21 protein-coding genes are annotated in these 20,322 nt (G+C 60.9%); 15 read left to right on the forward strand and 6 right to left on the reverse strand.

Features of this window, described 5'->3' with window-relative positions; all coding sequences use genetic code 11:
* Positions 1-211: 211 nt before the first annotated feature.
* The 5 genes from M2497_RS07520 to ispD all read left to right on the forward strand — a co-directional run bounded on the left by M2497_RS07520 (position 212) and on the right by ispD (position 5,308).
* The gene (locus M2497_RS07520; RefSeq protein ID WP_226455865.1) at positions 212-1,843 is read left to right on the forward strand and encodes a CTP synthase; all 1,632 of its coding nucleotides are present in this window, start codon (positions 212-214) and stop codon (positions 1,841-1,843) included.
* A gap of 5 nt (positions 1,844-1,848) precedes the next feature.
* Entirely contained in the window at positions 1,849-2,694 is an 846-nt protein-coding gene (gene kdsA / locus M2497_RS07525; protein ID WP_010563535.1) for a 3-deoxy-8-phosphooctulonate synthase, read from the forward strand.
* 157 nt (positions 2,695-2,851) lie between these two features.
* Positions 2,852-4,141 (forward strand): phosphopyruvate hydratase, encoded by a 1,290-nt coding sequence (gene eno, locus M2497_RS07530; RefSeq protein ID WP_003189193.1) that lies wholly within the window; start codon positions 2,852-2,854, stop codon positions 4,139-4,141.
* Positions 4,142-4,325: 184 nt separating this feature from the next.
* Entirely contained in the window at positions 4,326-4,604 is a 279-nt protein-coding gene (gene ftsB / locus M2497_RS07535; RefSeq protein WP_003172294.1) for a cell division protein FtsB, read from the forward strand.
* Entirely contained in the window at positions 4,601-5,308 is a 708-nt protein-coding gene (gene ispD / locus M2497_RS07540) for a 2-C-methyl-D-erythritol 4-phosphate cytidylyltransferase (protein ID WP_248486646.1), read from the forward strand. The genes ftsB and ispD overlap by 4 nt, the downstream gene beginning before the upstream one ends.
* A gap of 110 nt (positions 5,309-5,418) precedes the next feature.
* On the opposite strand, the gene M2497_RS07545 is transcribed toward ispD, so the two are convergent.
* On the reverse strand, positions 5,419-6,315 hold the full coding sequence (locus tag M2497_RS07545; RefSeq protein WP_058425273.1) for a LysR substrate-binding domain-containing protein: 897 nt from the start codon (positions 6,313-6,315) through the stop codon (positions 5,419-5,421).
* Positions 6,316-6,425: 110 nt separating this feature from the next.
* Here M2497_RS07545 and M2497_RS07550 point away from each other — a divergent pair, with 110 nt between their 5' ends.
* From M2497_RS07550 to rpoS, 8 genes are all read left to right on the forward strand, one after another.
* Complete coding sequence (locus M2497_RS07550; protein WP_010212435.1) at positions 6,426-7,538, forward strand: S-(hydroxymethyl)glutathione dehydrogenase/class III alcohol dehydrogenase; 1,113 nt, start codon at positions 6,426-6,428, stop codon at positions 7,536-7,538.
* An 8-nt stretch (positions 7,539-7,546) separates the two neighbouring features.
* Positions 7,547-8,392, forward strand: a complete 846-nt coding sequence (gene fghA, locus M2497_RS07555) for an S-formylglutathione hydrolase (protein WP_248486648.1) — start codon at positions 7,547-7,549, stop codon at positions 8,390-8,392.
* A gap of 54 nt (positions 8,393-8,446) precedes the next feature.
* The gene (gene ispF / locus M2497_RS07560) at positions 8,447-8,920 is read left to right on the forward strand and encodes a 2-C-methyl-D-erythritol 2,4-cyclodiphosphate synthase (protein WP_248486650.1); all 474 of its coding nucleotides are present in this window, start codon (positions 8,447-8,449) and stop codon (positions 8,918-8,920) included.
* Positions 8,917-9,975 carry a tRNA pseudouridine(13) synthase TruD gene (truD, locus tag M2497_RS07565; RefSeq protein WP_248486652.1) on the forward strand — a complete coding sequence of 353 codons (1,059 nt, stop codon included), beginning with the start codon at positions 8,917-8,919 and terminating at the stop codon, positions 9,973-9,975. Before ispF ends, truD begins: the two co-directional genes overlap by 4 nt.
* Complete coding sequence (gene surE, locus M2497_RS07570; RefSeq protein ID WP_248486654.1) at positions 9,963-10,712, forward strand: 5'/3'-nucleotidase SurE; 750 nt, start codon at positions 9,963-9,965, stop codon at positions 10,710-10,712. The genes truD and surE overlap by 13 nt, the downstream gene beginning before the upstream one ends.
* 41 nt (positions 10,713-10,753) lie before the next feature.
* Positions 10,754-11,389 (forward strand): protein-L-isoaspartate(D-aspartate) O-methyltransferase, encoded by a 636-nt coding sequence (locus tag M2497_RS07575; protein WP_010563544.1) that lies wholly within the window; start codon positions 10,754-10,756, stop codon positions 11,387-11,389.
* A gap of 209 nt (positions 11,390-11,598) precedes the next feature.
* Positions 11,599-12,435 (forward strand): peptidoglycan DD-metalloendopeptidase family protein, encoded by an 837-nt coding sequence (locus tag M2497_RS07580; protein WP_248486656.1) that lies wholly within the window; start codon positions 11,599-11,601, stop codon positions 12,433-12,435.
* Positions 12,436-12,541: 106 nt separating this feature from the next.
* A complete protein-coding gene (gene rpoS / locus M2497_RS07585) occupies positions 12,542-13,546 on the forward strand; it encodes an RNA polymerase sigma factor RpoS (RefSeq protein WP_025855149.1) in 1,005 nt (334 codons plus the stop codon).
* 210 nt (positions 13,547-13,756) lie between these two features.
* Here the strand turns inward: rpoS and M2497_RS07590 are convergent, their stop codons facing one another.
* On the reverse strand, positions 13,757-13,966 hold the full coding sequence (locus M2497_RS07590; protein ID WP_002554837.1) for a cold-shock protein: 210 nt from the start codon (positions 13,964-13,966) through the stop codon (positions 13,757-13,759).
* A 389-nt stretch (positions 13,967-14,355) separates the two neighbouring features.
* Here M2497_RS07590 and dcd point away from each other — a divergent pair, with 389 nt between their 5' ends.
* A complete protein-coding gene (dcd, locus tag M2497_RS07595) occupies positions 14,356-14,922 on the forward strand; it encodes a dCTP deaminase (protein ID WP_010212421.1) in 567 nt (188 codons plus the stop codon).
* Between the two features lie 108 nt (positions 14,923-15,030).
* Positions 15,031-15,228, forward strand: coding sequence for a hypothetical protein (locus M2497_RS07600; RefSeq protein ID WP_222541111.1), 198 nt, complete (start codon positions 15,031-15,033; stop codon positions 15,226-15,228).
* Between the two features lie 3 nt (positions 15,229-15,231).
* Here M2497_RS07600 and pdeM read toward each other — a convergent pair whose 3' ends face one another.
* The 4 genes from pdeM to M2497_RS07620 are packed head-to-tail and all read right to left on the reverse strand — an operon-like array spanning position 15,232 to position 20,315.
* Positions 15,232-15,882, reverse strand: coding sequence for a ligase-associated DNA damage response endonuclease PdeM (gene pdeM / locus M2497_RS07605; RefSeq protein ID WP_248486658.1), 651 nt, complete (start codon positions 15,880-15,882; stop codon positions 15,232-15,234).
* A complete protein-coding gene (locus M2497_RS07610; RefSeq protein WP_248486660.1) occupies positions 15,882-18,362 on the reverse strand; it encodes a ligase-associated DNA damage response DEXH box helicase in 2,481 nt (826 codons plus the stop codon). The genes pdeM and M2497_RS07610 overlap by 1 nt, the downstream gene beginning before the upstream one ends.
* A 56-nt stretch (positions 18,363-18,418) precedes the next feature.
* Positions 18,419-19,183: an ATP-binding cassette domain-containing protein gene (locus tag M2497_RS07615; RefSeq protein ID WP_071496915.1), complete on the reverse strand. Its 765-nt coding sequence runs from the start codon at positions 19,181-19,183 to the stop codon at positions 18,419-18,421.
* Positions 19,184-19,196: 13 nt separating this feature from the next.
* A complete protein-coding gene (locus tag M2497_RS07620; RefSeq protein WP_248486662.1) occupies positions 19,197-20,315 on the reverse strand; it encodes a succinylglutamate desuccinylase/aspartoacylase family protein in 1,119 nt (372 codons plus the stop codon).
* Between the last annotated feature and the right edge of the window lie 7 nt (positions 20,316-20,322).

A 20,322-nucleotide genomic window follows, 5' to 3' on the forward strand; every position in this document is an offset into this window, starting at 1 on the left:
GCAGCAGTTGCCGATTACCAAGCAGTCTTTGCTGGGCGATTCCAAAAAATGTGTAGCGATCAACGTACCGGTGTTTCATTGCTGGTCTGTCACCACGCGGCGGTTTTTTTGAAAGGTGCACTGTGATTAATGCAGGTGATCGGGGGCTTCGGCCTTCCTTCGCTTTCCCCGGCGGCTCGGACCGCTTTAACGCAGACTTCTAGGGTTTTTCATGACGCGCTACATATTCGTCACGGGCGGTGTTGTTTCTTCATTGGGGAAAGGCATTGCCTCCGCTTCATTGGCGGCCATCCTGGAGGCGCGGGGACTTAAGGTCACCATGCTCAAGCTTGACCCCTACATCAACGTTGACCCGGGCACCATGAGCCCGTTCCAGCACGGTGAAGTGTTCGTCACCCACGACGGCGCCGAGACTGACCTGGACCTGGGCCACTACGAGCGGTTCATCCGCACGACCATGACCCAGAACAACAACTTCACCACCGGCCGTGTCTACGAGCACGTGCTGCGCAAGGAGCGCCGTGGTGACTACCTGGGTGCAACCATCCAGGTGATCCCGCACATCACCGACGAAATCAAGCGCCGCATCATCAAGGGTGCTGGCGATGCCGACGTGGCGATGGTCGAGATCGGCGGCACCGTGGGTGACATCGAATCCCAACCGTTCCTCGAAGCCATCCGCCAGCTGCGTTTCGAAGTCGGCGCCAAGCGCGCGATGCTGATGCACCTGACCCTGGTCCCGTACATCGCCACCGCCGGCGAGACCAAAACCAAGCCTACCCAGCACTCGGTCAAGGAACTGCGTTCCATCGGCCTGCAGCCGGACGTGCTGGTGTGCCGCTCCGATCACCCGATCGACATTTCCTCGCGTCGCAAGATCGCGCAATTCACCAACGTTGAAGAACGTGCGGTGATCGCGCTGGAAGACGCCGACACCATCTACAAGATCCCGGGCATCCTGCATTCGCAAGGCCTGGATGACTTTGTGGTCGAGCGCTTCGGACTGCAATGCAACGGCGCAGACCTGTCCGAGTGGGAAGCCGTGGTCGACGCCAAGCTCAACCCTGAGCACGAAGTCACCATCGCCATGGTCGGCAAGTACATGGAATTGCTGGACGCGTACAAGTCGCTGATCGAAGCGATGAGCCACGCCGGTATCAGCAACCGTACCAAGGTCAACCTGCGCTACATCGACTCCGAAGACATTGAGAACCAGGGCACCGCCCTGCTCGAAGGTGTGGACGCGATCCTCGTGCCAGGCGGTTTCGGCCTGCGTGGCGTGGAAGGCAAGATCACTGCCGTGCAGTACGCCCGTGAAAACAAGGTGCCGTACCTGGGTATCTGCCTAGGCATGCAAGTGGCCGTTATCGAGTTCGCCCGTAACGTGCTGGGCTGGAAAGACGCCAACTCCACCGAGTTCGACAGCAAGAGCGGTCACCCGGTCGTGGGCCTGATCACCGAGTGGGAAGATGCCACCGGCGCGGTCGAGACCCGTACCGAAGCCTCCGACCTGGGCGGCACCATGCGCCTTGGCGCGCAGGATTGCCTGCTGGAAGCCGGCTCGCTGGTTCACGATTGCTACGGCAAGGACGTGATCGTCGAGCGTCACCGTCACCGCTACGAAGTGAACAACAACCTGCTGCCGCAGATTAAAGAGGCCGGCCTGAAAATCTCCGGTCGCTCCGGTGATGGCGCGCTGGTTGAAGTGGTCGAGGCACCGGATCATCCGTGGTTCGTCGCGTGCCAGTTCCACCCTGAGTTCACCTCGACGCCGCGCGACGGTCACCCGTTGTTCAGCGGTTTCGTCAAGGCAGCCCTGACGCAACACCAGAAGAAGGCGTAACCCTGATGGCCCAGAAGATCATTCGCGTAGGCGACATCGAGATTGCCAACGACAAGCCCATGGTGCTGTTCGGCGGCATGAACGTGCTGGAAAGCCGCGACATGGCGATGCAGGTCTGTGAAGAGTACGTCAAGGTCACCCAGAAACTGGGTATCCCTTACGTGTTCAAGGCCAGCTTCGACAAGGCCAACCGTTCGTCCGTGACCTCCTATCGCGGCCCGGGCCTTGAAGAAGGCATGCGGATCTTCCAGGACATCAAGCAAGCCTTCGGCGTGCCGATCATCACCGACGTCCACGAGCCTGAACAGGCTGCCGTGGTCGCCGAGGTGTGCGACATCATCCAGTTGCCGGCCTTCCTGTCGCGCCAGACCGACCTGGTCGTCGCGATGGCCAAGACCGGCGCCGTGATCAATATCAAGAAAGCCCAGTTTCTCGCACCCCAGGAGATGAAACACATCCTGAACAAGTGCGTGGAAGCGGGTAACGACCAGTTGATCCTCTGCGAGCGGGGTTCGAGCTTCGGCTACAACAACCTCGTGGTGGACATGCTTGGTTTCGGCATCATGAAACAGTTCGAATACCCGGTGTTCTTCGACGTGACCCACGCGCTGCAAATGCCCGGTGGTCGCGCCGATTCCGCGGGCGGGCGCCGTGCCCAGGTGCTGGACCTGGCCAAGGCAGGCATCAGCCAGTCCCTGGCCGGCCTGTTCCTGGAAGCCCACCCGGACCCGGACAACGCCAAATGCGACGGCCCGTGCGCGCTGCGCCTGGACAAGCTGGAGCCGTTCCTGGCCCAGCTCAAGCAGTTGGATGAACTGGTCAAGAGTTTTCCGACGGTAGAGACCGCGTAAGCGTCGTTTCTCCGGTAGACTTTCCCACGCTTTACGCTCAGGCCTGCGGGCCTGGGCCTTGTCGCCTGCAAGCCTGCCCCGTTGTTCCACCCTTGCGGTCGGTCAAAAGATTCCCTTCAGCTGCGTCGTTTTCGTCAACTTTGGAGTGTTTACAACAATGGCAAAAATCGTCGACATCAAAGGTCGTGAAGTTCTCGACTCCCGTGGCAACCCCACCGTCGAAGCCGACGTGCTTCTCGATAACGGCATCATCGGCAGCGCCTGCGCGCCGTCCGGTGCTTCTACCGGTTCGCGCGAAGCGCTGGAACTGCGTGATGGCGACAAGAGCCGTTACCTGGGCAAGGGTGTACTGAAAGCTGTTGCCAACATCAACGGCCCGATCCGTGACCTGTTGCTGGGCAAGGACCCGCTGGACCAGAAAGCCCTGGACCACGCGATGATCAAGCTCGACGGCACCGAAAACAAAGGCAGCCTGGGCGCCAACGCCATCCTCGCCGTGTCCCTGGCCGCTGCCAAGGCCGCCGCACAGGACCAGGACCTGCCGCTGTACGCGCACATTGCCAACCTGAACGGCACCCCGGGTGTCTACTCGATGCCGGTGCCGATGATGAATATCATCAACGGTGGCGAGCACGCCGATAACAACGTCGACATCCAGGAATTCATGGTACAGCCGGTCGGCGCCAAGTCCTTCTCCGAAGGCTTGCGCATGGGCACCGAGATTTTCCATCACCTCAAGGCTGTGCTGAAGGCCCGTGGCCTGAGCACTGCGGTGGGTGACGAAGGCGGTTTTGCACCGAACCTGGCGTCCAACGAAGATGCACTGAAAGTGATCTCCGAAGCCGTGGCCAATGCTGGCTACAAGCTGGGCACCGACGTTACCCTCGCCCTGGACTGCGCGGCCAGCGAGTTCTACGAGGACGGTAAGTACAACCTGTCCGGCGAAGGCCAGGTGTTCAACTCCGAAGGTTTCGCTGAATACCTGAAGGGCCTGACCCAGCGCTACCCGATCATCTCGATCGAAGACGGCCTGGACGAGTCCGACTGGGACGGTTGGAAAATCCTCACCGACAAGATCGGCGAGAAGATCCAACTGGTGGGCGACGACCTGTTCGTGACCAACACCAAGATCCTGAAAGAAGGCATCGATAAAAAGATCGCCAACTCGATCCTGATCAAGTTCAACCAGATCGGCACCCTGACCGAAACCCTGGAAGCCATCCAGATGGCCAAGGCTGCGGGCTACACCGCCGTGATCTCGCACCGCTCCGGCGAAACCGAAGACTCGACCATTGCCGACCTGGCCGTGGGCACCTCGGCCGGCCAGATCAAGACCGGTTCCCTGTGCCGTTCCGACCGTGTTTCCAAGTACAACCAATTGCTGCGTATCGAAGAGCAACTGGCTGGCAAGGCCAAGTACAACGGTCGCGGCGAGTTTCGCGGCTGATCGCTAGTTGATGGTGAAACATGGTAAAAAGTCGGCGGATTGCGTCGGAAAACTCACGACAGTGTGGATTTCGGCGCTAATCTGATGGCTATCAAGCACAAGCCTGGTTTTTCCAGGCTTCGTGCTATCAGTTGCTGCAAAAGTTTTGCATGGCGGTCTTTTTTCACTGGATACCCGATATTCGATGCGCAGTCCCAATTGGTTGTTCCTCGTCTTGCTCTTGTTGCTGGCTGGCCTGCAGTACCGCCTATGGGTGGGTAATGGCAGCTTTGCGCAGGTAAAAGACCTGACCCAGCAAATTGCCGACCAGCACGCCGAAAACGAACGCCTGCTGGAGCGTAACCGCGTCCTCGATGCCGAAGTGCTAGAGCTGAAAAAAGGTACGGAGACCGTGGAAGAACGGGCTCGTCATGAATTGGGCATGGTCAAGGAGGGCGAAACCCTCTACCAGTTGGCCCAATGAGTAACCGTTTGCCGGCCTTCTGGGCCGTGATTCCTGCCGCGGGCGTCGGTGCCCGTATGGCCGCGGACCGTCCCAAGCAATATCTGCAACTGGGCGGGCGCACTATTCTCGAACACAGTCTTGGCTGTTTTCTTGACCATCCAGACCTTAAAGGGTTGGTGGTCAGCCTTGCTGTCGATGATCCTTACTGGCCCAACCTGCCTTGCGCCAACGACCCACGCATCGTGCGTGCGGATGGCGGCGACGAGCGTTCGGGGTCTGTGCTCAATGCGCTGCTGCAACTCAATGCCCTGGGCGCCAGCGATGACGATTGGGTGTTGGTGCACGATGCGGCACGGCCGAACCTGAGTCGTGATGATCTCGACAAGTTATTAAGCGAACTGTTGAACGATCCTGTGGGTGGTCTGTTGGCCGTGCCGGCCCGCGACACTCTCAAGCGCGTCGACAAGCATGGCCGCGTGGTCGAGACCGTTGATCGCAGCTTGATCTGGCAGGCTTATACGCCGCAGATGTTCCGCTTGGGGGCTTTGCATCGTGCCTTGGCCGACAGCCTGGTGGCGGATGCGGTGATTACCGATGAAGCCTCGGCGATGGAATGGTCCGGCCAGGCGCCGCGCCTGATCGAAGGGCGCTCGGACAATATCAAAGTGACCCGGCCGGAAGATTTGGAGTGGCTGCGGTTGCGGTGGGCTAACCGCAGGTAATCCGCGATACCGTGTCGACCCCATCGGGGGCAAGCCCCCTCCCACATTGAAATGCATTCCAAGTGTGGGAGGGGCTTGTCCCCGATGAGGCCCCTCCAAACAACCAACAGTCAACTGCTGTACTCCGGCCTCTCAGCCAACCCCTCCTTCAAGAAATCCACCAATTTCCTGACCTTCGGCGACAAATGCCTTTGCTGCGGATACAACGCCCACACCGCCGTATTCGGCGGCTGATGCGCCTCCAGCAACGATACCAACGCGCCACTGTGCAGATGCTCCAGCACGTAATAGTCTGGCAACTGGCACAACCCGACGCCCTGTAGCGCCGCATCCAACACCGCTTGCCCACTGTTGCAGCGCCAATTTCCCTGCACGCGCTGGGAAAACTCCCGCCCGTCCTGGGCCAGTTGCCAGATATCCGAGCTGCCGATCAGGCAGTTATGCCGGCTCAATTCCGACAAGCTATGTGGCCGACCATACCGAGCGAGGTAGGACGGCGACGCACACAGGTACATGCGTCGAGGTGCGAGGCGGCTGGCGACCATGCGCGAATCCTGCAAGCGCCCCAGGCGGATCGCCAGGTCGAGGCCTTCATGCACCAGGTCCAGTTGGCGGTTGCTCAGTTCGATATCCACACGCAACTGCGGATACAGCCCCATGAACCGTGTCACCAGCGGCACGATAAAGCGCTCGCCATATGCCACGGCACAGGTCATGCGCAACATGCCCTTGGGCTCGCTGGTGAGATCGCCCACCGCACGCAGCGCTTCCTCACGCCCGTCCTGCAGGCGTTGGCAGTGTTGCAAGAAGGTCTGGCCGGCCTCGGTCAGGGTCACCTTGCGCGTACTGCGGTACAGCAACCGGGTTTGCAGGCGTTCTTCCAGGCGCGCCACCTGCCGGCTGATATGGGAAGACGACACCCCCAGCCGTTCCGCCGCCGCCGTGAACTGGCTGCATTCGGCCACCGCGACAAACTCATCGATACCTTCCCAGCGGTTCTCAAGCATGTCGATTATCCCCATGCAGCAATAAAGTTTTGCTTTTGCCTGGATTATTCATCAGCCAGCCATGTTTTACACTCGTCGCCTCAGTTTTTAACCCCGATGGAGAAACCCGGATGATCAAGTCCCGCGCCGCCGTAGCCTTCGAAGCCAAGAAGCCCCTTGAGATCGTCGAAGTGGATGTCGCCATGCCCAAGGCGGGTGAAGTGCTGTTGCGCGTGGTCGCGTCCGGCGTGTGCCATACCGACGCCTACACCCTGTCGGGCGCCGACCCGGAAGGCATCTTCCCGTCGATCCTCGGCCATGAAGGCGGTGCGGTGGTTGAGGCGATCGGTGAGGGCGTGACGTCGGTAGCCGTGGGCGATCACGTCATCCCGCTGTACACCCCGGAATGCGGCAAGTGCAAGTTCTGCCTGTCGGGCAAGACCAACTTGTGCCAGGCCATCCGTTCCACCCAAGGCAAAGGCCTGATGCCGGACGGCACCACGCGTTTCTCCTACAAAGGCCAACCGATTTTCCACTACATGGGCACCTCGACCTTCTCCGAGTACACCGTGCTGCCGGAAATTTCCGTGGCCAAGATTCCTAAAGAAGCCCCACTTGAAAAAGTCTGCTTGCTCGGTTGCGGCGTTACCACCGGCATCGGTGCTGTGATCAACACCGCCAAGGTCAAGCCAGGCGATACCGTAGCGATCTTCGGCCTCGGCGGTATCGGCCTGTCGGCAGTGATTGGTGCGGTTAAAGCCAAGGCAGGTCGCATCATTGCCATCGACATCAACCCGGCCAAGTTCGAAATCGCCAAGCAGCTGGGTGCGACCGATTGCATCAACCCGAAAGACTACGATCGTCCGATCCAGGACGTGATCGTCGACCTCACCGACGGCGGCGTGGACTTCTCCTTCGAATGCATCGGCAACGTGCAACTGATGCGCGCCGCCCTCGAGTGCTGCCACAAGGGCTGGGGCGAGTCGGTGATCATCGGCGTGGCCGGTGCCGGCCAGGAAATCGCTACCCGCCCGTTCCAGTTGGTGACCGGTCGCGTCTGGCGCGGTTCGGCCTTCGGTGGCGTACGTGGCCGCTCCGAACTGCCAAGCTACGTGGAAATGGCCCAGACCGGCGAGATCCCGCTGGACACCTTCATCACCCACACCATGGGCCTGGAAGACATCAACAAAGCGTTTGACCTGATGCATGAAGGCAAGAGCATTCGTACCGTCATCCACTTCTGAGGTTCGCCATGAGTCTGGAAAACCTGTCGTGCCAGAAGAGCTTCGGCGGCTGGCATAAACGCTACAAGCATCATTCCGATGTGCTCGGTTGCGACATGACCTTCGCCGTTTACCTGCCGCCGCAAGCGGAGCAGGGCGGCAAATTGCCGGTGTTGTACTGGCTGTCGGGTCTCACCTGCACCGATGAGAACTTCATGCAGAAGGCCGGCGCCCAGCGCATGGCTGCCGAGCTGGGGTTGATCATTGTGGCGCCGGACACCAGCCCGCGTGGTCCGGGTGTGCCGGGCGACCCGGACAACGCGTGGGATTTCGGTCTCGGCGCCGGCTTCTATTTGAATGCCACCCAGGAACCCTGGGCCAAGCACTATCGGATGTATGACTACGTCGTGCAGGAATTGCCGGCGTTGATCGAAGGGCATTTCCCGGCGTCGGATAAGCGCGGCATCAGCGGCCACTCCATGGGCGGCCACGGTGCGCTGGTGTGTGCCTTGCGTAACCCTGGACGTTACCTGTCGGTGTCGGCGTTTTCGCCGATCAACAACCCGATGGATTGCCCATGGGGCCAGAAAGCCTTCTCCCGCTACTTGGGTGAAGAGCGTTCCAAGTGGCGCGAGTGGGACACCTGTGTACTGATCGGCGAAGCCTCGGAAAAGCTGCCACTGCTGGTGGACCAGGGCGACCGCGACGATTTCCTCGCCGTGCAACTCAAGCCTGAAGCCCTGCAACAAGCGGCCAAGGCAGCCAACCATCCGCTGGAACTGCGCCTGCAACCCGGCTACGACCACAGCTACTTCTTTATCGCCAGCTTCATCGAAGACCATTTGCGACACCATGGCCGTGCTTTGCTCGGTTAATGTGAGGCAAAAGTAGGTAGAATCACGCCCTGAATTAAATCGGGGCGTTTTTTTATGCGTATTGGCCACGGCTACGATGTGCACCGTTTCGCCGAAGGCGATTTCATCACCCTGGGCGGCGTGCGTATTGCACACCACCATGGTTTGCTGGCTCATTCCGACGGCGACGTCGTGTTGCATGCCTTGAGCGATGCGTTGCTTGGCGCAGCGGCATTGGGCGATATCGGCAAGCACTTTCCAGACACCGACCCGACTTTCAAGGGCGCGGACAGCCGTGTCTTGTTGCGCCATGTGGTTGGCCTGGTCCATGCCAAGGGCTGGAAGGTCGGCAACGTTGACAACACCATCGTGGCCCAGGCGCCGAAGATGGCCCCGCATATCGAGTCGATGCGCGCGCTGATTGCCGCCGACCTGCAAATTGAATTGGATCAAGTCAACGTGAAAGCCACCACCACTGAAAAGCTCGGGTTCACCGGCCGTGAAGAGGGCATTGCCGTGCACTCCGTTGCCTTGTTGCTGCGCGCATGAATGACCTGCAACTGCTGGGCCCGCGAGCCTATGGCGAGGCCTTGGGCAGCGCGGTACTGAAGGCGACGGCCGAAGACTTCCAGGTCGACGAGGTGCTGGACATTCCGCTGACCGGTGAAGGCGAACACCTGTGGTTGTGGGTGGAAAAACGCGGCCTCAATACCGAGGAAGCTGCGCGGCGTATCGCCAAGGCGGCCGGGGTGCCGTTGCGCACCGTCAGCTATGCCGGGCTCAAGGATCGCCAGGCGTTGACCCGCCAATGGTTCAGCGTGCAACTGCCGGGCAAGGCCGACCCGGACATGAGCGCGGCGGAGAATGACACGCTCAAGATTCTCAAGACCGGCCGCCACAAGCGCAAGCTGCAGCGCGGTGCGCATTCGGCCAATGGGTTCACTTTGCGCCTGACGCAGTTGGCCGGTGATACCGCCGCCATCGATGCGCGCTTGCAACAGATTGCCCAACACGGCATTCCCAACTATTTCGGTGCCCAGCGCTTTGGCCACAATGGCGGCAATGTCGTGGACGCTCGCGAGTGGGCCGCCCGCAAAGCCTTGCCGGAGCAGCGCAATGTGCGTTCGCGGTTGCTGTCCACCGCCCGCAGCTTTTTGTTCAACAAAGTGCTGGCCGCGCGCGTGTCCGATGGTTCGTGGCAACGTGCCCAGGTCGGCGACCTGCTGGCGTTTACCGACAGCCGCAGTTTTTTCCCGGCTGGCGAAGCGGAATGCAGCGACCCGCGCCTGGCCATTCTGGACCTGCACCCGACCGGGCCGCAGTGGGGCGAGGGCGACTCGCCGGCCAGTGGTGCAACCTTCGAGCTGGAACAGGCGGTTGCCGCTGGTGAAGCCGACTTGCGTGATTGGCTGGTGAATGCCGGCATGAGCCAGGAACGTCGCATTCTTCGACTGCCCATTGGCGGTTTGACGTGGCATTATCCCTCGCTGGACATTCTGCAATTGGAATTCGTCCTGCCGGCCGGATGCTTCGCCACTGTGTTGGTGCGCGAGCTTGTTGATCTGGTGCCGGTGGGGCAGACGGACAACCCATGCGTATTCTGATATCAAACGATGACGGTGCCACCGCACCCGGTCTTGCCGCGCTCTATGCTGCGCTGCAGGATTATGCCGAGTGCGTGGTGGTTGCCCCTGACCAGGACAAGAGTGGCGCCAGCAGTTCGCTGACGCTCGACCGTCCGCTGCACCCGCAAGTCTTGGCCAATGGCTTTATCAGTGTGAACGGCACGCCTACCGACTGTGTCCACCTGGCAATCAACAGCCTGCTGGACCAGGCGCCGGACCTGGTGGTGTCGGGCATCAACCTCGGTGCAAACCTGGGGGATGATGTGCTGTATTCCGGGACCGTGGCGGCAGCCCTTGAGGGGCGCTTCCTGGGCCGTACCGGGTTCGCCTTTTCGTTTGCCTCGCGGCAACTGGATAACCTGGCAACCGCCGCGCATTTCGCGCGCAAGCTGGTGGAGGCCCATGGCTCTCTGGACCTGCCACCGCGTACGGTGCTCAACGTCAATATTCCCAACCTGCCCCTCGATCATATTCGCGGCATCAAGCTGACGCGCCTGGGCCATCGCGCCCGTGCGGCGGCGCCGTTGAAGGTGGTCGACCCGCGTGGCAAGGAAGGCTATTGGATCGCAGCGGCAGGTGATGCTGAAGATGGTGGTGAAGACACGGACTTTCATGCGGTGATGCAAGGCTATGTGTCGATTACCCCATTGCAATTTGATCGCACCTTCAGTGATGCCTTCAGTGGTCTCGATGGCTGGCTGGAGGGGCTGCGCTGATGGGCCGTGAACAAGACGACTTGCTGCGCCGGGGCATCGGGATGACGTCCCAGCGTACCCGTGAACGCCTGATCCAGCGCCTGTACGAAGAAGGTTTGTCCAACGCCCAGGTGCTGGAAGTGATCAGGCGTACGCCTCGCCACCTGTTTGTCGATGAAGCCCTGGCCCACCGGGCCTATGAAGATACGGCGCTGCCCATCGGCCACAACCAGACCATCTCCCAACCGTACATGGTGGCGCGCATGAGCGAGCTGCTGCTGGCGGCGGGGCCGTTGGACAAGGTGCTGGAAATCGGCACCGGCTCCGGCTACCAGACTGCCGTGCTGGCGCAACTGGTGGAGCGGGTGTTCTCGGTCGAGCGCATCAAGGTGCTGCAAGACCGGGCCAAGGAGCGCCTGGTGGAGTTGAACCTGCGCAACGTGGTGTTCCGCTGGGGGGACGGCTGGGAAGGCTGGCCGGCGCTGGCGCCTTACAACGGCATCATCGTGACCGCCGTGGCCACCGATGTTCCGCAAGCGTTGCTCGATCAACTTGCCCCCGGCGGACGCCTGGTGATCCCGGTAGGCTCCGGCGAAGTGCAACAATTGATGCTCATTATCCGTGAGGATGAAGGCTTTTCCCGGCATGTGCTGGGGGCCGTGCGTTTTGTGCCGTTGCTCAATGGGCCGCTGGCCTGATCATTTGTTCGCGGGCAGTGAATTCTGTTGGCGGGGATGTGTCTTACGGCGGGGTCTATCGAGTCAACATGATCGGGAGTCGGAATTAAACGCGATGAATGTTTCGTTTCCGGCGTGTGACGGTAAAACTCCAATGCCCAGTTATACTTGCGTCATATTTCAAGCCTGATACAGGCATTCATGTTCAGCCACCACAAAGGGAGCGGCGGGTGAGTCTCACAGGTCTTGCGCAGCGTATGAGTAAAACAAGCTTTCATCGACTGGTGCTTGGCCTCGTCTTCAGTTCCGTGCTGGTCGGCTGCTCCAGCTCGCCAAGCAGCGGCGCACGGGTGGTGGACCGTAATAATGCCGTGCCGCAAAAGCCGACGGTGACCACCGGGCAATACGTGGTGCGCAAGGGCGATACGATGTTCTCGATCGCCTTCCGCTATGGCTGGGACTACAAGGCGCTCGCAGCCCGTAACAATATTCCTGTGCCCTACACGATACATCCCGGTCAGACGATTCGCTTCGACGGCCGTACCGGTTCTGCGCCTACGACAGTTGTGACAAACACTGGATCTTCGCCGTCGTCCTCCAGCAAAACCACCATCATTACCCGCCCTGCAGGCACCGCCGCACCTACCCCTGCAAGCAAGCCGGCACCCGCGCCGTTGCCACCTGCCGGGCCTGCGCCGACCGGCTGGGGATGGCCCTCAAACGGAGTGTTAATTGGAAAATTCTCTTCAAACGGTAGTTTGAATAAAGGCATTGATATCGCCGGAGATTTGGGACAGCCTGTTTTAGCTGCGTCTGATGGGACAGTGGTGTACGCCGGGAGTGGTTTACGGGGCTACGGCGAGCTGGTCATCATCAAACACAGCGACACCTACGTCAGTGCTTACGGTCACAACCGCAGGCTGTTGGTTCGGGAGGGGCAGCAGGTCAAAGTCGGACAGACAATTGCCGAAATGGGGTCAACTGGTACAGACCGGGTGAAACTGCACTTTGAGATTCGCCGTCAAGGGAAGCCTGTAGATCCGCTGCAATTCCTACCCCGTCGTTGATGTGTTGCACAGCCTGTTCCCTCACGTAGAAGGAACAGGCTCCAGCGTTGCCAAGGATAAAGGCGCCGCTTGAGCTTGAGGTCGAACTCACCAAAGGACTATAACAATGGCTCTCAGTAAAGAAGCGCCGGAGTTTGACATCGACGATGAGGTTCTCCTGATGGAGACCGGTATCGCTACGGAATCGATGTCGAATGAGGGACCTGCTGTACCTTCAGTTCGCACCAAATCCAAGAACTCCACCGCGTTAAAGCAACACAAGTACATTGACTACACTCGGGCGCTCGATGCGACCCAGCTGTACCTCAATGAAATCGGCTTTTCCCCTCTGTTGACTCCCGAAGAAGAAGTCCATTTTGCGCGCTTGTCGCAGAAGGGCGATCCGGCTGGGCGCAAACGCATGATTGAAAGCAACCTGCGCCTGGTGGTGAAAATCGCCCGACGCTATGTCAATCGTGGGCTGTCCCTGTTGGACTTGATCGAGGAAGGCAACCTGGGCCTGATCCGGGCGGTGGAGAAGTTCGACCCTGAGCGGGGCTTCCGCTTTTCGACCTATGCCACCTGGTGGATTCGCCAGACCATCGAACGGGCGATCATGAATCAGACCCGTACGATCCGGTTGCCGATCCATGTGGTCAAGGAGCTCAACGTCTACCTGCGGGCAGCGCGTGAGCTTACCCAAAAACTCGATCATGAACCTTCGCCCGAAGAAATCGCCAACCTGCTGGAAAAACCGGTAGGGGAGGTCAAGCGCATGCTGGGCCTTAACGAGCGTGTGTCTTCGGTCGACGTCTCGCTGGGTCCGGATTCGGATAAAACCCTGCTGGACACCCTGACCGATGATCGTCCTACGGATCCTTGCGAGCTGTTGCAGGATGATGATCTGTCCCAAAGCATTGACCAGTGGCTGTCGGAACTCACGGACAAGCAGCGCGAGGTGGTGATTCGCCGCTTCGGCCTGCGCGGCCATGAGAGCAGCACCCTGGAAGACGTAGGCCTGGAGATCGGCCTGACCCGTGAGCGGGTGCGGCAGATCCAGGTAGAAGGGCTCAAGCGCTTGCGTGAGATCCTGGAGAAGAATGGCTTGTCGAGTGAGTCGTTGTTTCAATAACGAATTGGCTTGAATGCTTGAATGTGGGAGGGGGCTTGCCCCCGATAGCGATGGTTCAGTCAAATCTGTATTGACTGACACACTGCAATCGGGGGCAAGCCCCCTCCCACATTGGTTTATGCCGTATCTTATTTGCAGATAGGGCCAAATCCCAGGCATAAAAAAACCCCGCTTTTAAGGGCGGGGTCTTTTCGACTAAGTCAGTACAAGTTAGATAACTTGAACTTCTTCAGCTTGCATGCCTTTCTGACCGCGGGTAGCGATGAAAGAAACCTGTTGGCCTTCTTTCAGGCTTTTGAAGCCGTCGGATTGGATAGCTTTGAAGTGAACGAACAGGTCGTCACCGGATTGTGGAGTGATGAAGCCGAAGCCTTTTTCATCGTTGAACCACTTAACGGTACCAGTTTGGCGATTAGACATGGTGTATCTCCTTGGACAAAGTTAACTGCGACTCAGGAAAAGCCCTGGCCGAGACTGAGTGCAAAGAGCAGGAAAAATTCTTGGAGATGGTTGGATCGAAATTCAACATATCGTGTAGAGATTCTCAGTGACACAAGCAGCACAGTGGCGCCACCTTAACCCTTTTTCCGGAACGTGCCAATGGTATTTCCGAAGGTTTCTCCATTTTCGTGACTGGCGGTGGTATTTGCGGTCACCTTGCACGGCAATATGGGTCCCGGCCCCGCTGGCTGTGGCTTATAGCAGCAGGCGCGTTCATCAAGAAAAGCCGCGTGGCCTTTGAACCCCAACGCCGGCCCCGGTAAGATGCCCCACAGAATTTTTCCACCTCGCTATTCAGGACACCCGCCATGAGCATCAAATCGGACAAGTGGATTCGCCGCATGGCGCAAGAACACGGCATGATCGAACCGTTCGTCGAGCGCCAGATCCGTGGCCAAGGCGATGCCCCGGTGATTTCCTACGGCGTTTCCAGCTACGGCTACGATGTGCGCTGCGCCGATGAGTTCAAGGTGTTCACCAACATCAACTCGGCGATCGTCGATCCGAAGAACTTCGACGAAAAGAGCTTCGTCGACGTCAAGAGCGACGTATGCATCATCCCGCCCAACTCCTTCGCCCTGGCGCGCACCGTGGAGTTCTTCCGTATCCCGCGTGACGTGCTGACCATCTGCCTGGGTAAAAGCACCTACGCGCGTTGCGGCATCATCGTCAACGTGACGCCGCTTGAGCCGGAGTGGGAAGGCCACGTGACCCTCGAGTTCTCCAACACCACCACCTTGCCGGCGAAGATCTATGCCAACGAAGGTGTGGCGCAGATGCTGTTCCTGCAGTCCGACGAGGCCTGTGAAGTGTCCTACAAAGACCGTGCCGGCAAGTACCAGGGCCAGCGCGGCGTCACTCTCCCACGCGCCTGATCGAAAGGTCTTACACGCAAAGGGAATTAGTCTGCGGAAAGTGACTCTATCTAGGTGTACTGCCTCGGCGCGTGTAAAACGCGCCGGGCCACGCTTGAGGAGTACCTTATGAAGCTCGACCCGCGAATCAGCGCAGAACTTGCCCGGCTTGAACCCAACCAGATTGGCGTTCTGGCCTGGTCCTTGATGGCCGACCCCGCATACGGGGGCGGCATCCCCGGCCAACCTGAGCCGGACTACCCCCAACCCGCCGAACCCGGTGAGCCGACCCTGCCGGACGAGCCACCACCCGCACCCGTTGCCTGATACCTAGCCCACAGGCCACACCTCCTGATCGCCGACCACAAAGAGTCGGTGGTCATCGGCCTGCTCCACCGCAAATCCACCGGTAAACGCGCCAAACGCCGGCAACAAGCTGACCCGCGTCCCGATCTGAAAGCACGGCAGCCGCAGGCTTTGCCGGCCCTTGCCACGCAAGCGATACACCGGATGCACATGCCCCGCCAGCACGTGGTGGCTGGGGTGGGCATCCGGTTCGTGCTGCAAGGCAAAGGGGCCCATCAGCAGCGGTTCCGGCACCACTTCAATCTTCAGGTCGGGCGGTGGGTCACCGGCGCGTTTATCGTGATTGCCGCGCACCAGGGTCAGGGGCAACGAGGGATGACGCTCGCGCCAAGCCCGCAACGCGCCCAGTGTGCCGCTGGCGTGGGAGCCGGGGCCATGCAGGAAGTCGCCAAGAAAGATCACCTGCGCGCACCCATGGGTAGCGAGCAGCCGGTCCAGCCGCTCAAGGTTGGCAGTGGTGGTCCCTTGCGGCACCGGCTGCCCCAGGCTGCGGTACGCCGAGGCCTTGCCAAAGTGCGCATCGGCAATCAACAGGCACCCGCGCGCAGGCCAGTAGATCGCCTTGTCTGCCAGCAACCACAATTGCTCACCTTCCAGCGTTATCGAACAGACCATCAGCGCTTCCCGTTATCCGCGACCTTTTCCAGGTCCTTGACCATTCGTGCAATGCGCTCCGAGAGTTTTTCCGAACTCATGCTTTCGCGCATCCGCTCGACCAGCAGCGGAAAAGCCAGGGGAGTCGGCCGTTCGATCAGGTGCAGGTCCAGTTTCAGCGCCGACAGATGACGCAACGTCGCTTCCAAGCGACGAATATCCAATTCATCGCGCAGGACTTCTTCCCCGGCTTGGGTCAGTAATCGGTTCTGTGGGTCATATTGCTTGAACACCTCGAAGAACAAACCGCTGGACGCCTGCACCTGCCGCGTACTTTTCGGTGCGCCGGGATAGCCGGCGAACACCAGCCCGGCAATGCGTGCTATCTCGCGAAAGCGGCGCAGGGCCAGTTCCCCGGCGTTCAGGCTGGCCGCCACGTCTTCCAACAGGTTTTCAGGGCTCAGCAGCGCCTCATTCAATAATCCGGGCCAATCCACAGGCGTGGCGCTCAATAACTCCAGCCCGTAGTCATTCACGGCAATCGAAAAGGTCACTGCCTGCCCCTGGCTCACCCGCCACGCCAACAGACTCGCCAGCCCCAGGTGCACCTGGCGCCCGGCGAAGGGATAGAGAAACAGGTGCCAGCCTTCCCGGGATTTCAGCGCTTCTGCCAGCAGATGCTCGCGCGTCGGCAGGCCGGACCAGCGCAACTGCGTCTGCAAGAGGGGTTGCACCGCGCGCATCTCCGGGCCTTTAAAGTGCCCGTGCGCCGCCGCATCAAAACGCTCCACCACCGCCTGGGCCAGCTCGTTGGAAAGCGGCATGCGCCCGCCATTCCAGCGCGGCACGGCGGCTTTTTTGGCGCTGCTGCGGCGCACGTAGGCGGTCATGTTTTCCACACGCACCAGCTCCAGCAGGCGCCCGGCAAACAGGAAACCATCGCCGGGCTTGAGCCGCGCGATAAAACCTTCCTCGACACTGCCCAGGTTCTTGCCGCCACCGCCCTTGCTCCAGTACTTCAAGTGGATGCTCGCGTCACTGACGATGGTGCCCACGCTCATGCGATGACGGCGCGCCAGGCGGGCATCGGGGACGCGCCAGATGCCCTGTTCGTCCGGCTCCACGCGGCGGTAGTCCGGATAGGCGGTCAGCGACAGACCGCCATGGCGCACAAACCCCAGCGCCCACGCCCAGTCTGCGTCCGTGAGGTCGCGGTACGCCCAGGCCCCGCGTACTTCCGCCAGCAACGCATCCGGCGTGAACCCGCCGCCCAGCGCCATGCTCACCAAATGTTGTACGAGTACATCCAGCGGTTTGTGCGGCGATTCCCGCGCTTCGATGCGTCGCTGGGCAATTGCATCCTGGGCCGCCGCCGCTTCCACCAGTTCCAGGCTGTGGGTCGGCACCAGCGTCACCCGCGAGGGCCGCCCCGGCGCATGCCCCGAGCGCCCGGCGCGTTGCATCAGGCGTGCAACACCTTTGGCCGAGCCAATCTGCAACACCCGTTCCACCGGCAGGAAGTCCACCCCCAGGTCCAGGCTGGAGGTGCACACCACGGCCTTGAGTTGGCCGTCCTTCAACGCCCGTTCCACCCAGTCGCGGGTCTCTCTGGACAATGAACCGTGATGCAGGGCAATCACCCCAGCCCAGTCGGGCCGGGCGTCCAGCAACGCCTGGTACCAGATTTCCGACTGCGCCCGGGTATTGGTAAACACCAGGCAACTGCTGCTGCTTTCGACCTCGGCCACCACCTGGGGCAACATCTTCAAGCCGATATGCCCGGCCCAGGGAAAGCGCTCGGCAAGCGGCGGCAGCAAGGTGTCGACCTTCAGCTCTTTGGCCGTTTGCCCCTGTACATTGATCCCGTCGCCTTGTGGGACCAACACCTCCAAGGCGTGGGATTGATTACCCAGGGTCGCTGAAATGCCCCACACCATCAAACCCGGATGCCAGCGCCGCAGCCGCGCCAGCGCCAGTTGCAACTGCACGCCGCGTTTGTTGCCGATCAATTCATGCCATTCATCGACGATCACCATGCGCACGTGTGCCAGGCTCACTTCGCTGTCGGCGCGGGCCAGCATCAGGGTCAGGCTTTCCGGGGTGGTCACCAGGGCGGTGGGCTGGCGCCGTGTCTGGCGGGCGCGCTCGCTGCTGCTGGTGTCACCGGTGCGCAGGCCGACGCTCCAGGGAATCTGCAGGGCTTCCAGCGGTGCTTCGAGGGCGCGTGCGGTATCGGCCGCCAGGGCCCGCATGGGCGTGATCCACAGCACCGTCAGCGGTTCAGCGGGCGGTTTGCGTTTACCCGTCACGGGCGGGCGAGTGATGGCGAAGCGATTGAGCGCCGCGAACCATAGCGCGTAGGTCTTGCCGGCGCCGGTGCTGGCATGCAGCAATCCCGACTGACCGCCCTTGACTGCCGCCCATACCTCTTTCTGAAAAGCGAACGGCTTCCAGCCTTTGGCGGCAAACCACTGTTTGGCGAAGTCGATGGGTTTTGCCATGGGGCGGCGCAACTCTGGAAGGTCTATTCCACAGACCTTCCAGCGCGCCCAAAGGTTTACTTCAAATTGCCACTCAGGAACTGCTGCAAGCGCTCGCTCTTCGGATTGCCCAGCACGTCCTCAGGCGCGCCTTGTTCCTCCACCAGGCCCTGATGCAGGAACAGCACCTGGCTCGACACCTTGCGTGCAAAGCTCATCTCGTGGGTCACCATGATCATGGTGCGGCCTTCCTCGGCCAGGCCCTGGATCACCTTCAACACTTCGCCCACCAGCTCCGGGTCAAGGGCCGAGGTGGGCTCGTCGAACAGCATCACCTCCGGTTCCATCGCCAGGGCGCGGGCGATGGCGACGCGTTGCTGCTGGCCGCCGGACAGGAACGCCGGGTATTGATCGGCCACGCGGGCCGGCAGGCCGACCTTGTCGAGGTAGCGACGCGCACGGTCTTCGGCGTCCTTCTTGCTGCAACCCAGCACCCGGCGCGGGGCCATGGTGATGTTTTCCAGCACGCTCATGTGGCTCCACAGGTTGAAGTGCTGGAAGACCATGGCCAGGCGCGTGCGCAAGCGCTGCAGTTCGGCGTCATCGGCCACGCGCATGCCGTGGCGGTCGCTGACCATGCGGATCGGCTGGCCATCGAGGGTCATGGCGCCGTCGTTGGGGGTTTCGAGGAAGTTGATGCAGCGCAAGAAGGTGCTTTTGCCCGAGCCGCTGGCGCCGATCAGGCTGATCACGTCGCCGGTCCTGGCCTTGAGCGAAACACCTTTGAGCACCTCATTGTCGCCATAGCTTTTATGCAGGCCTTCAACGGTCAATTTGTACATGGGGCGTGCATCCTCAAGGCGAAAGTAGATAGCCGCTGCGATAGGCCTCGGTGCCTGCGACATGGCCGATGACCATCCCGGCAGTGGCCATGCGGCGCAGCGAACGGGCGTAAAGCAGGCCGGCCTTCTGGCAGTGCACGGGCGTTACGCGGTCGGTAATGGGGTCGATGATTTCGGCGATCAGTTGCCCGGCTTCCAGGTATTCGCCGGGCAGGGCGCGGAACACCAGCAGGCCGCCCACCGGCGTCGCCACCGGTTCAACGCCGGCCAGCGGCGTGGCGGGGTAGGGCAGGTCCGGCAGTGGTGCGACGTCGCCGGCAATCGCGCCGAAGTGAATCAGGTAATCGATGATCGCCTGGCAGTCGAGCGCCGCCAGGCCATGGTTGACGTCACCTTGGCCGCGCAGCTCGACGGTCACCGAAAAGCTGCCCATGGGGATCGGGAAGCGCTCGCCGAAGCGTTGCTGCAACTGCCACCACACCAGGGTGAAGCACTCATCGAAGGATTGCCCGCCGGAGTCGGTCGCGAGCAAATTCGCTTCCGACCCGATATACCGCGCCAACGGTTCCACCTGCGGCCAGGCCTCGGGCGTGGTGTACAGGTGCGCCACGGCTTCGAAGTCGCAATGCAGGTCCAGCACCATATCGGCGTCGCAGGCCAGACGTTGCAGGACCGCGCGCTGGGACTGCAGTTGGGTGTCGGCGCTTTGCGCGGCGAGGGCGCGCGACAAAGCGGAGCGGATCAGTTCGACATTGCGCTGCGGATCGTCCCCGAGCAACGCCTCGACCTGGTCGCCCACCGCGTCACTGAGGTCGACAAACAGGCGATTGAAGTTCTGCCCGCTTTCCAATTCGTAGCGGCCCAGCGGGATATCCATCAACACCTGTTCCAGGCCCACCGGGTTGGCGATGGGCACCAGCACGATCTCGCTGCGCAGGCGCCCGGCCGCCGCCAACTTCGCCAGCTGCACCTTGAGGTGCCAGGCCACCAGCATGCCGGGCAGTTCGTCGGCATGCAGCGACGACTGGATGTAGATCTTGCCTTCGGCCTGTTCCGGGCCGAAATGAAAACTGTGAATCTGCCGCGCCGTGCCGGGCACCGGCGCGATCAGTTCATGGACGTGATGCCGCATGAAGGCT

The sequence above is a fragment of the Pseudomonas sp. CYM-20-01 genome, from assembly GCF_023169845.1.
Classification (GTDB): domain Bacteria; phylum Pseudomonadota; class Gammaproteobacteria; order Pseudomonadales; family Pseudomonadaceae; genus Aquipseudomonas; species Aquipseudomonas azotoformans.

Bases quoted from the DNA above. Each gene is read 5' to 3' on its own strand.
- M2497_RS07520 (WP_226455865.1), top strand. From the start codon at position 212: ATGACGCGCTACATATTCGTCACGGGCGGTGTTGTTTCTTCATTGGGG.
- kdsA (WP_010563535.1), top strand. From the start codon at position 1,849: ATGGCCCAGAAGATCATTCGCGTAGGCGACATCGAGATTGCCAACGAC.
- eno (WP_003189193.1), top strand. From the start codon at position 2,852: ATGGCAAAAATCGTCGACATCAAAGGTCGTGAAGTTCTCGACTCCCGT.
- ftsB (WP_003172294.1), top strand. From the start codon at position 4,326: ATGCGCAGTCCCAATTGGTTGTTCCTCGTCTTGCTCTTGTTGCTGGCT.
- ispD (WP_248486646.1), top strand. From the start codon at position 4,601: ATGAGTAACCGTTTGCCGGCCTTCTGGGCCGTGATTCCTGCCGCGGGC.
- M2497_RS07545 (WP_058425273.1), bottom strand. From the start codon at position 6,315: ATGCTTGAGAACCGCTGGGAAGGTATCGATGAGTTTGTCGCGGTGGCC.
- M2497_RS07550 (WP_010212435.1), top strand. From the start codon at position 6,426: ATGATCAAGTCCCGCGCCGCCGTAGCCTTCGAAGCCAAGAAGCCCCTT.
- fghA (WP_248486648.1), top strand. From the start codon at position 7,547: ATGAGTCTGGAAAACCTGTCGTGCCAGAAGAGCTTCGGCGGCTGGCAT.
- ispF (WP_248486650.1), top strand. From the start codon at position 8,447: ATGCGTATTGGCCACGGCTACGATGTGCACCGTTTCGCCGAAGGCGAT.
- truD (WP_248486652.1), top strand. From the start codon at position 8,917: ATGAATGACCTGCAACTGCTGGGCCCGCGAGCCTATGGCGAGGCCTTG.
- surE (WP_248486654.1), top strand. From the start codon at position 9,963: ATGCGTATTCTGATATCAAACGATGACGGTGCCACCGCACCCGGTCTT.
- M2497_RS07575 (WP_010563544.1), top strand. From the start codon at position 10,754: ATGACGTCCCAGCGTACCCGTGAACGCCTGATCCAGCGCCTGTACGAA.
- rpoS (WP_025855149.1), top strand. From the start codon at position 12,542: ATGGCTCTCAGTAAAGAAGCGCCGGAGTTTGACATCGACGATGAGGTT.
- M2497_RS07590 (WP_002554837.1), bottom strand. From the start codon at position 13,966: ATGTCTAATCGCCAAACTGGTACCGTTAAGTGGTTCAACGATGAAAAA.
- dcd (WP_010212421.1), top strand. From the start codon at position 14,356: ATGAGCATCAAATCGGACAAGTGGATTCGCCGCATGGCGCAAGAACAC.
- M2497_RS07600 (WP_222541111.1), top strand. From the start codon at position 15,031: ATGAAGCTCGACCCGCGAATCAGCGCAGAACTTGCCCGGCTTGAACCC.
- pdeM (WP_248486658.1), bottom strand. From the start codon at position 15,882: ATGGTCTGTTCGATAACGCTGGAAGGTGAGCAATTGTGGTTGCTGGCA.
- M2497_RS07610 (WP_248486660.1), bottom strand. From the start codon at position 18,362: ATGGCAAAACCCATCGACTTCGCCAAACAGTGGTTTGCCGCCAAAGGC.
- M2497_RS07615 (WP_071496915.1), bottom strand. From the start codon at position 19,183: ATGTACAAATTGACCGTTGAAGGCCTGCATAAAAGCTATGGCGACAAT.
- M2497_RS07620 (WP_248486662.1), bottom strand. From the start codon at position 20,315: ATGCGGCATCACGTCCATGAACTGATCGCGCCGGTGCCCGGCACGGCG.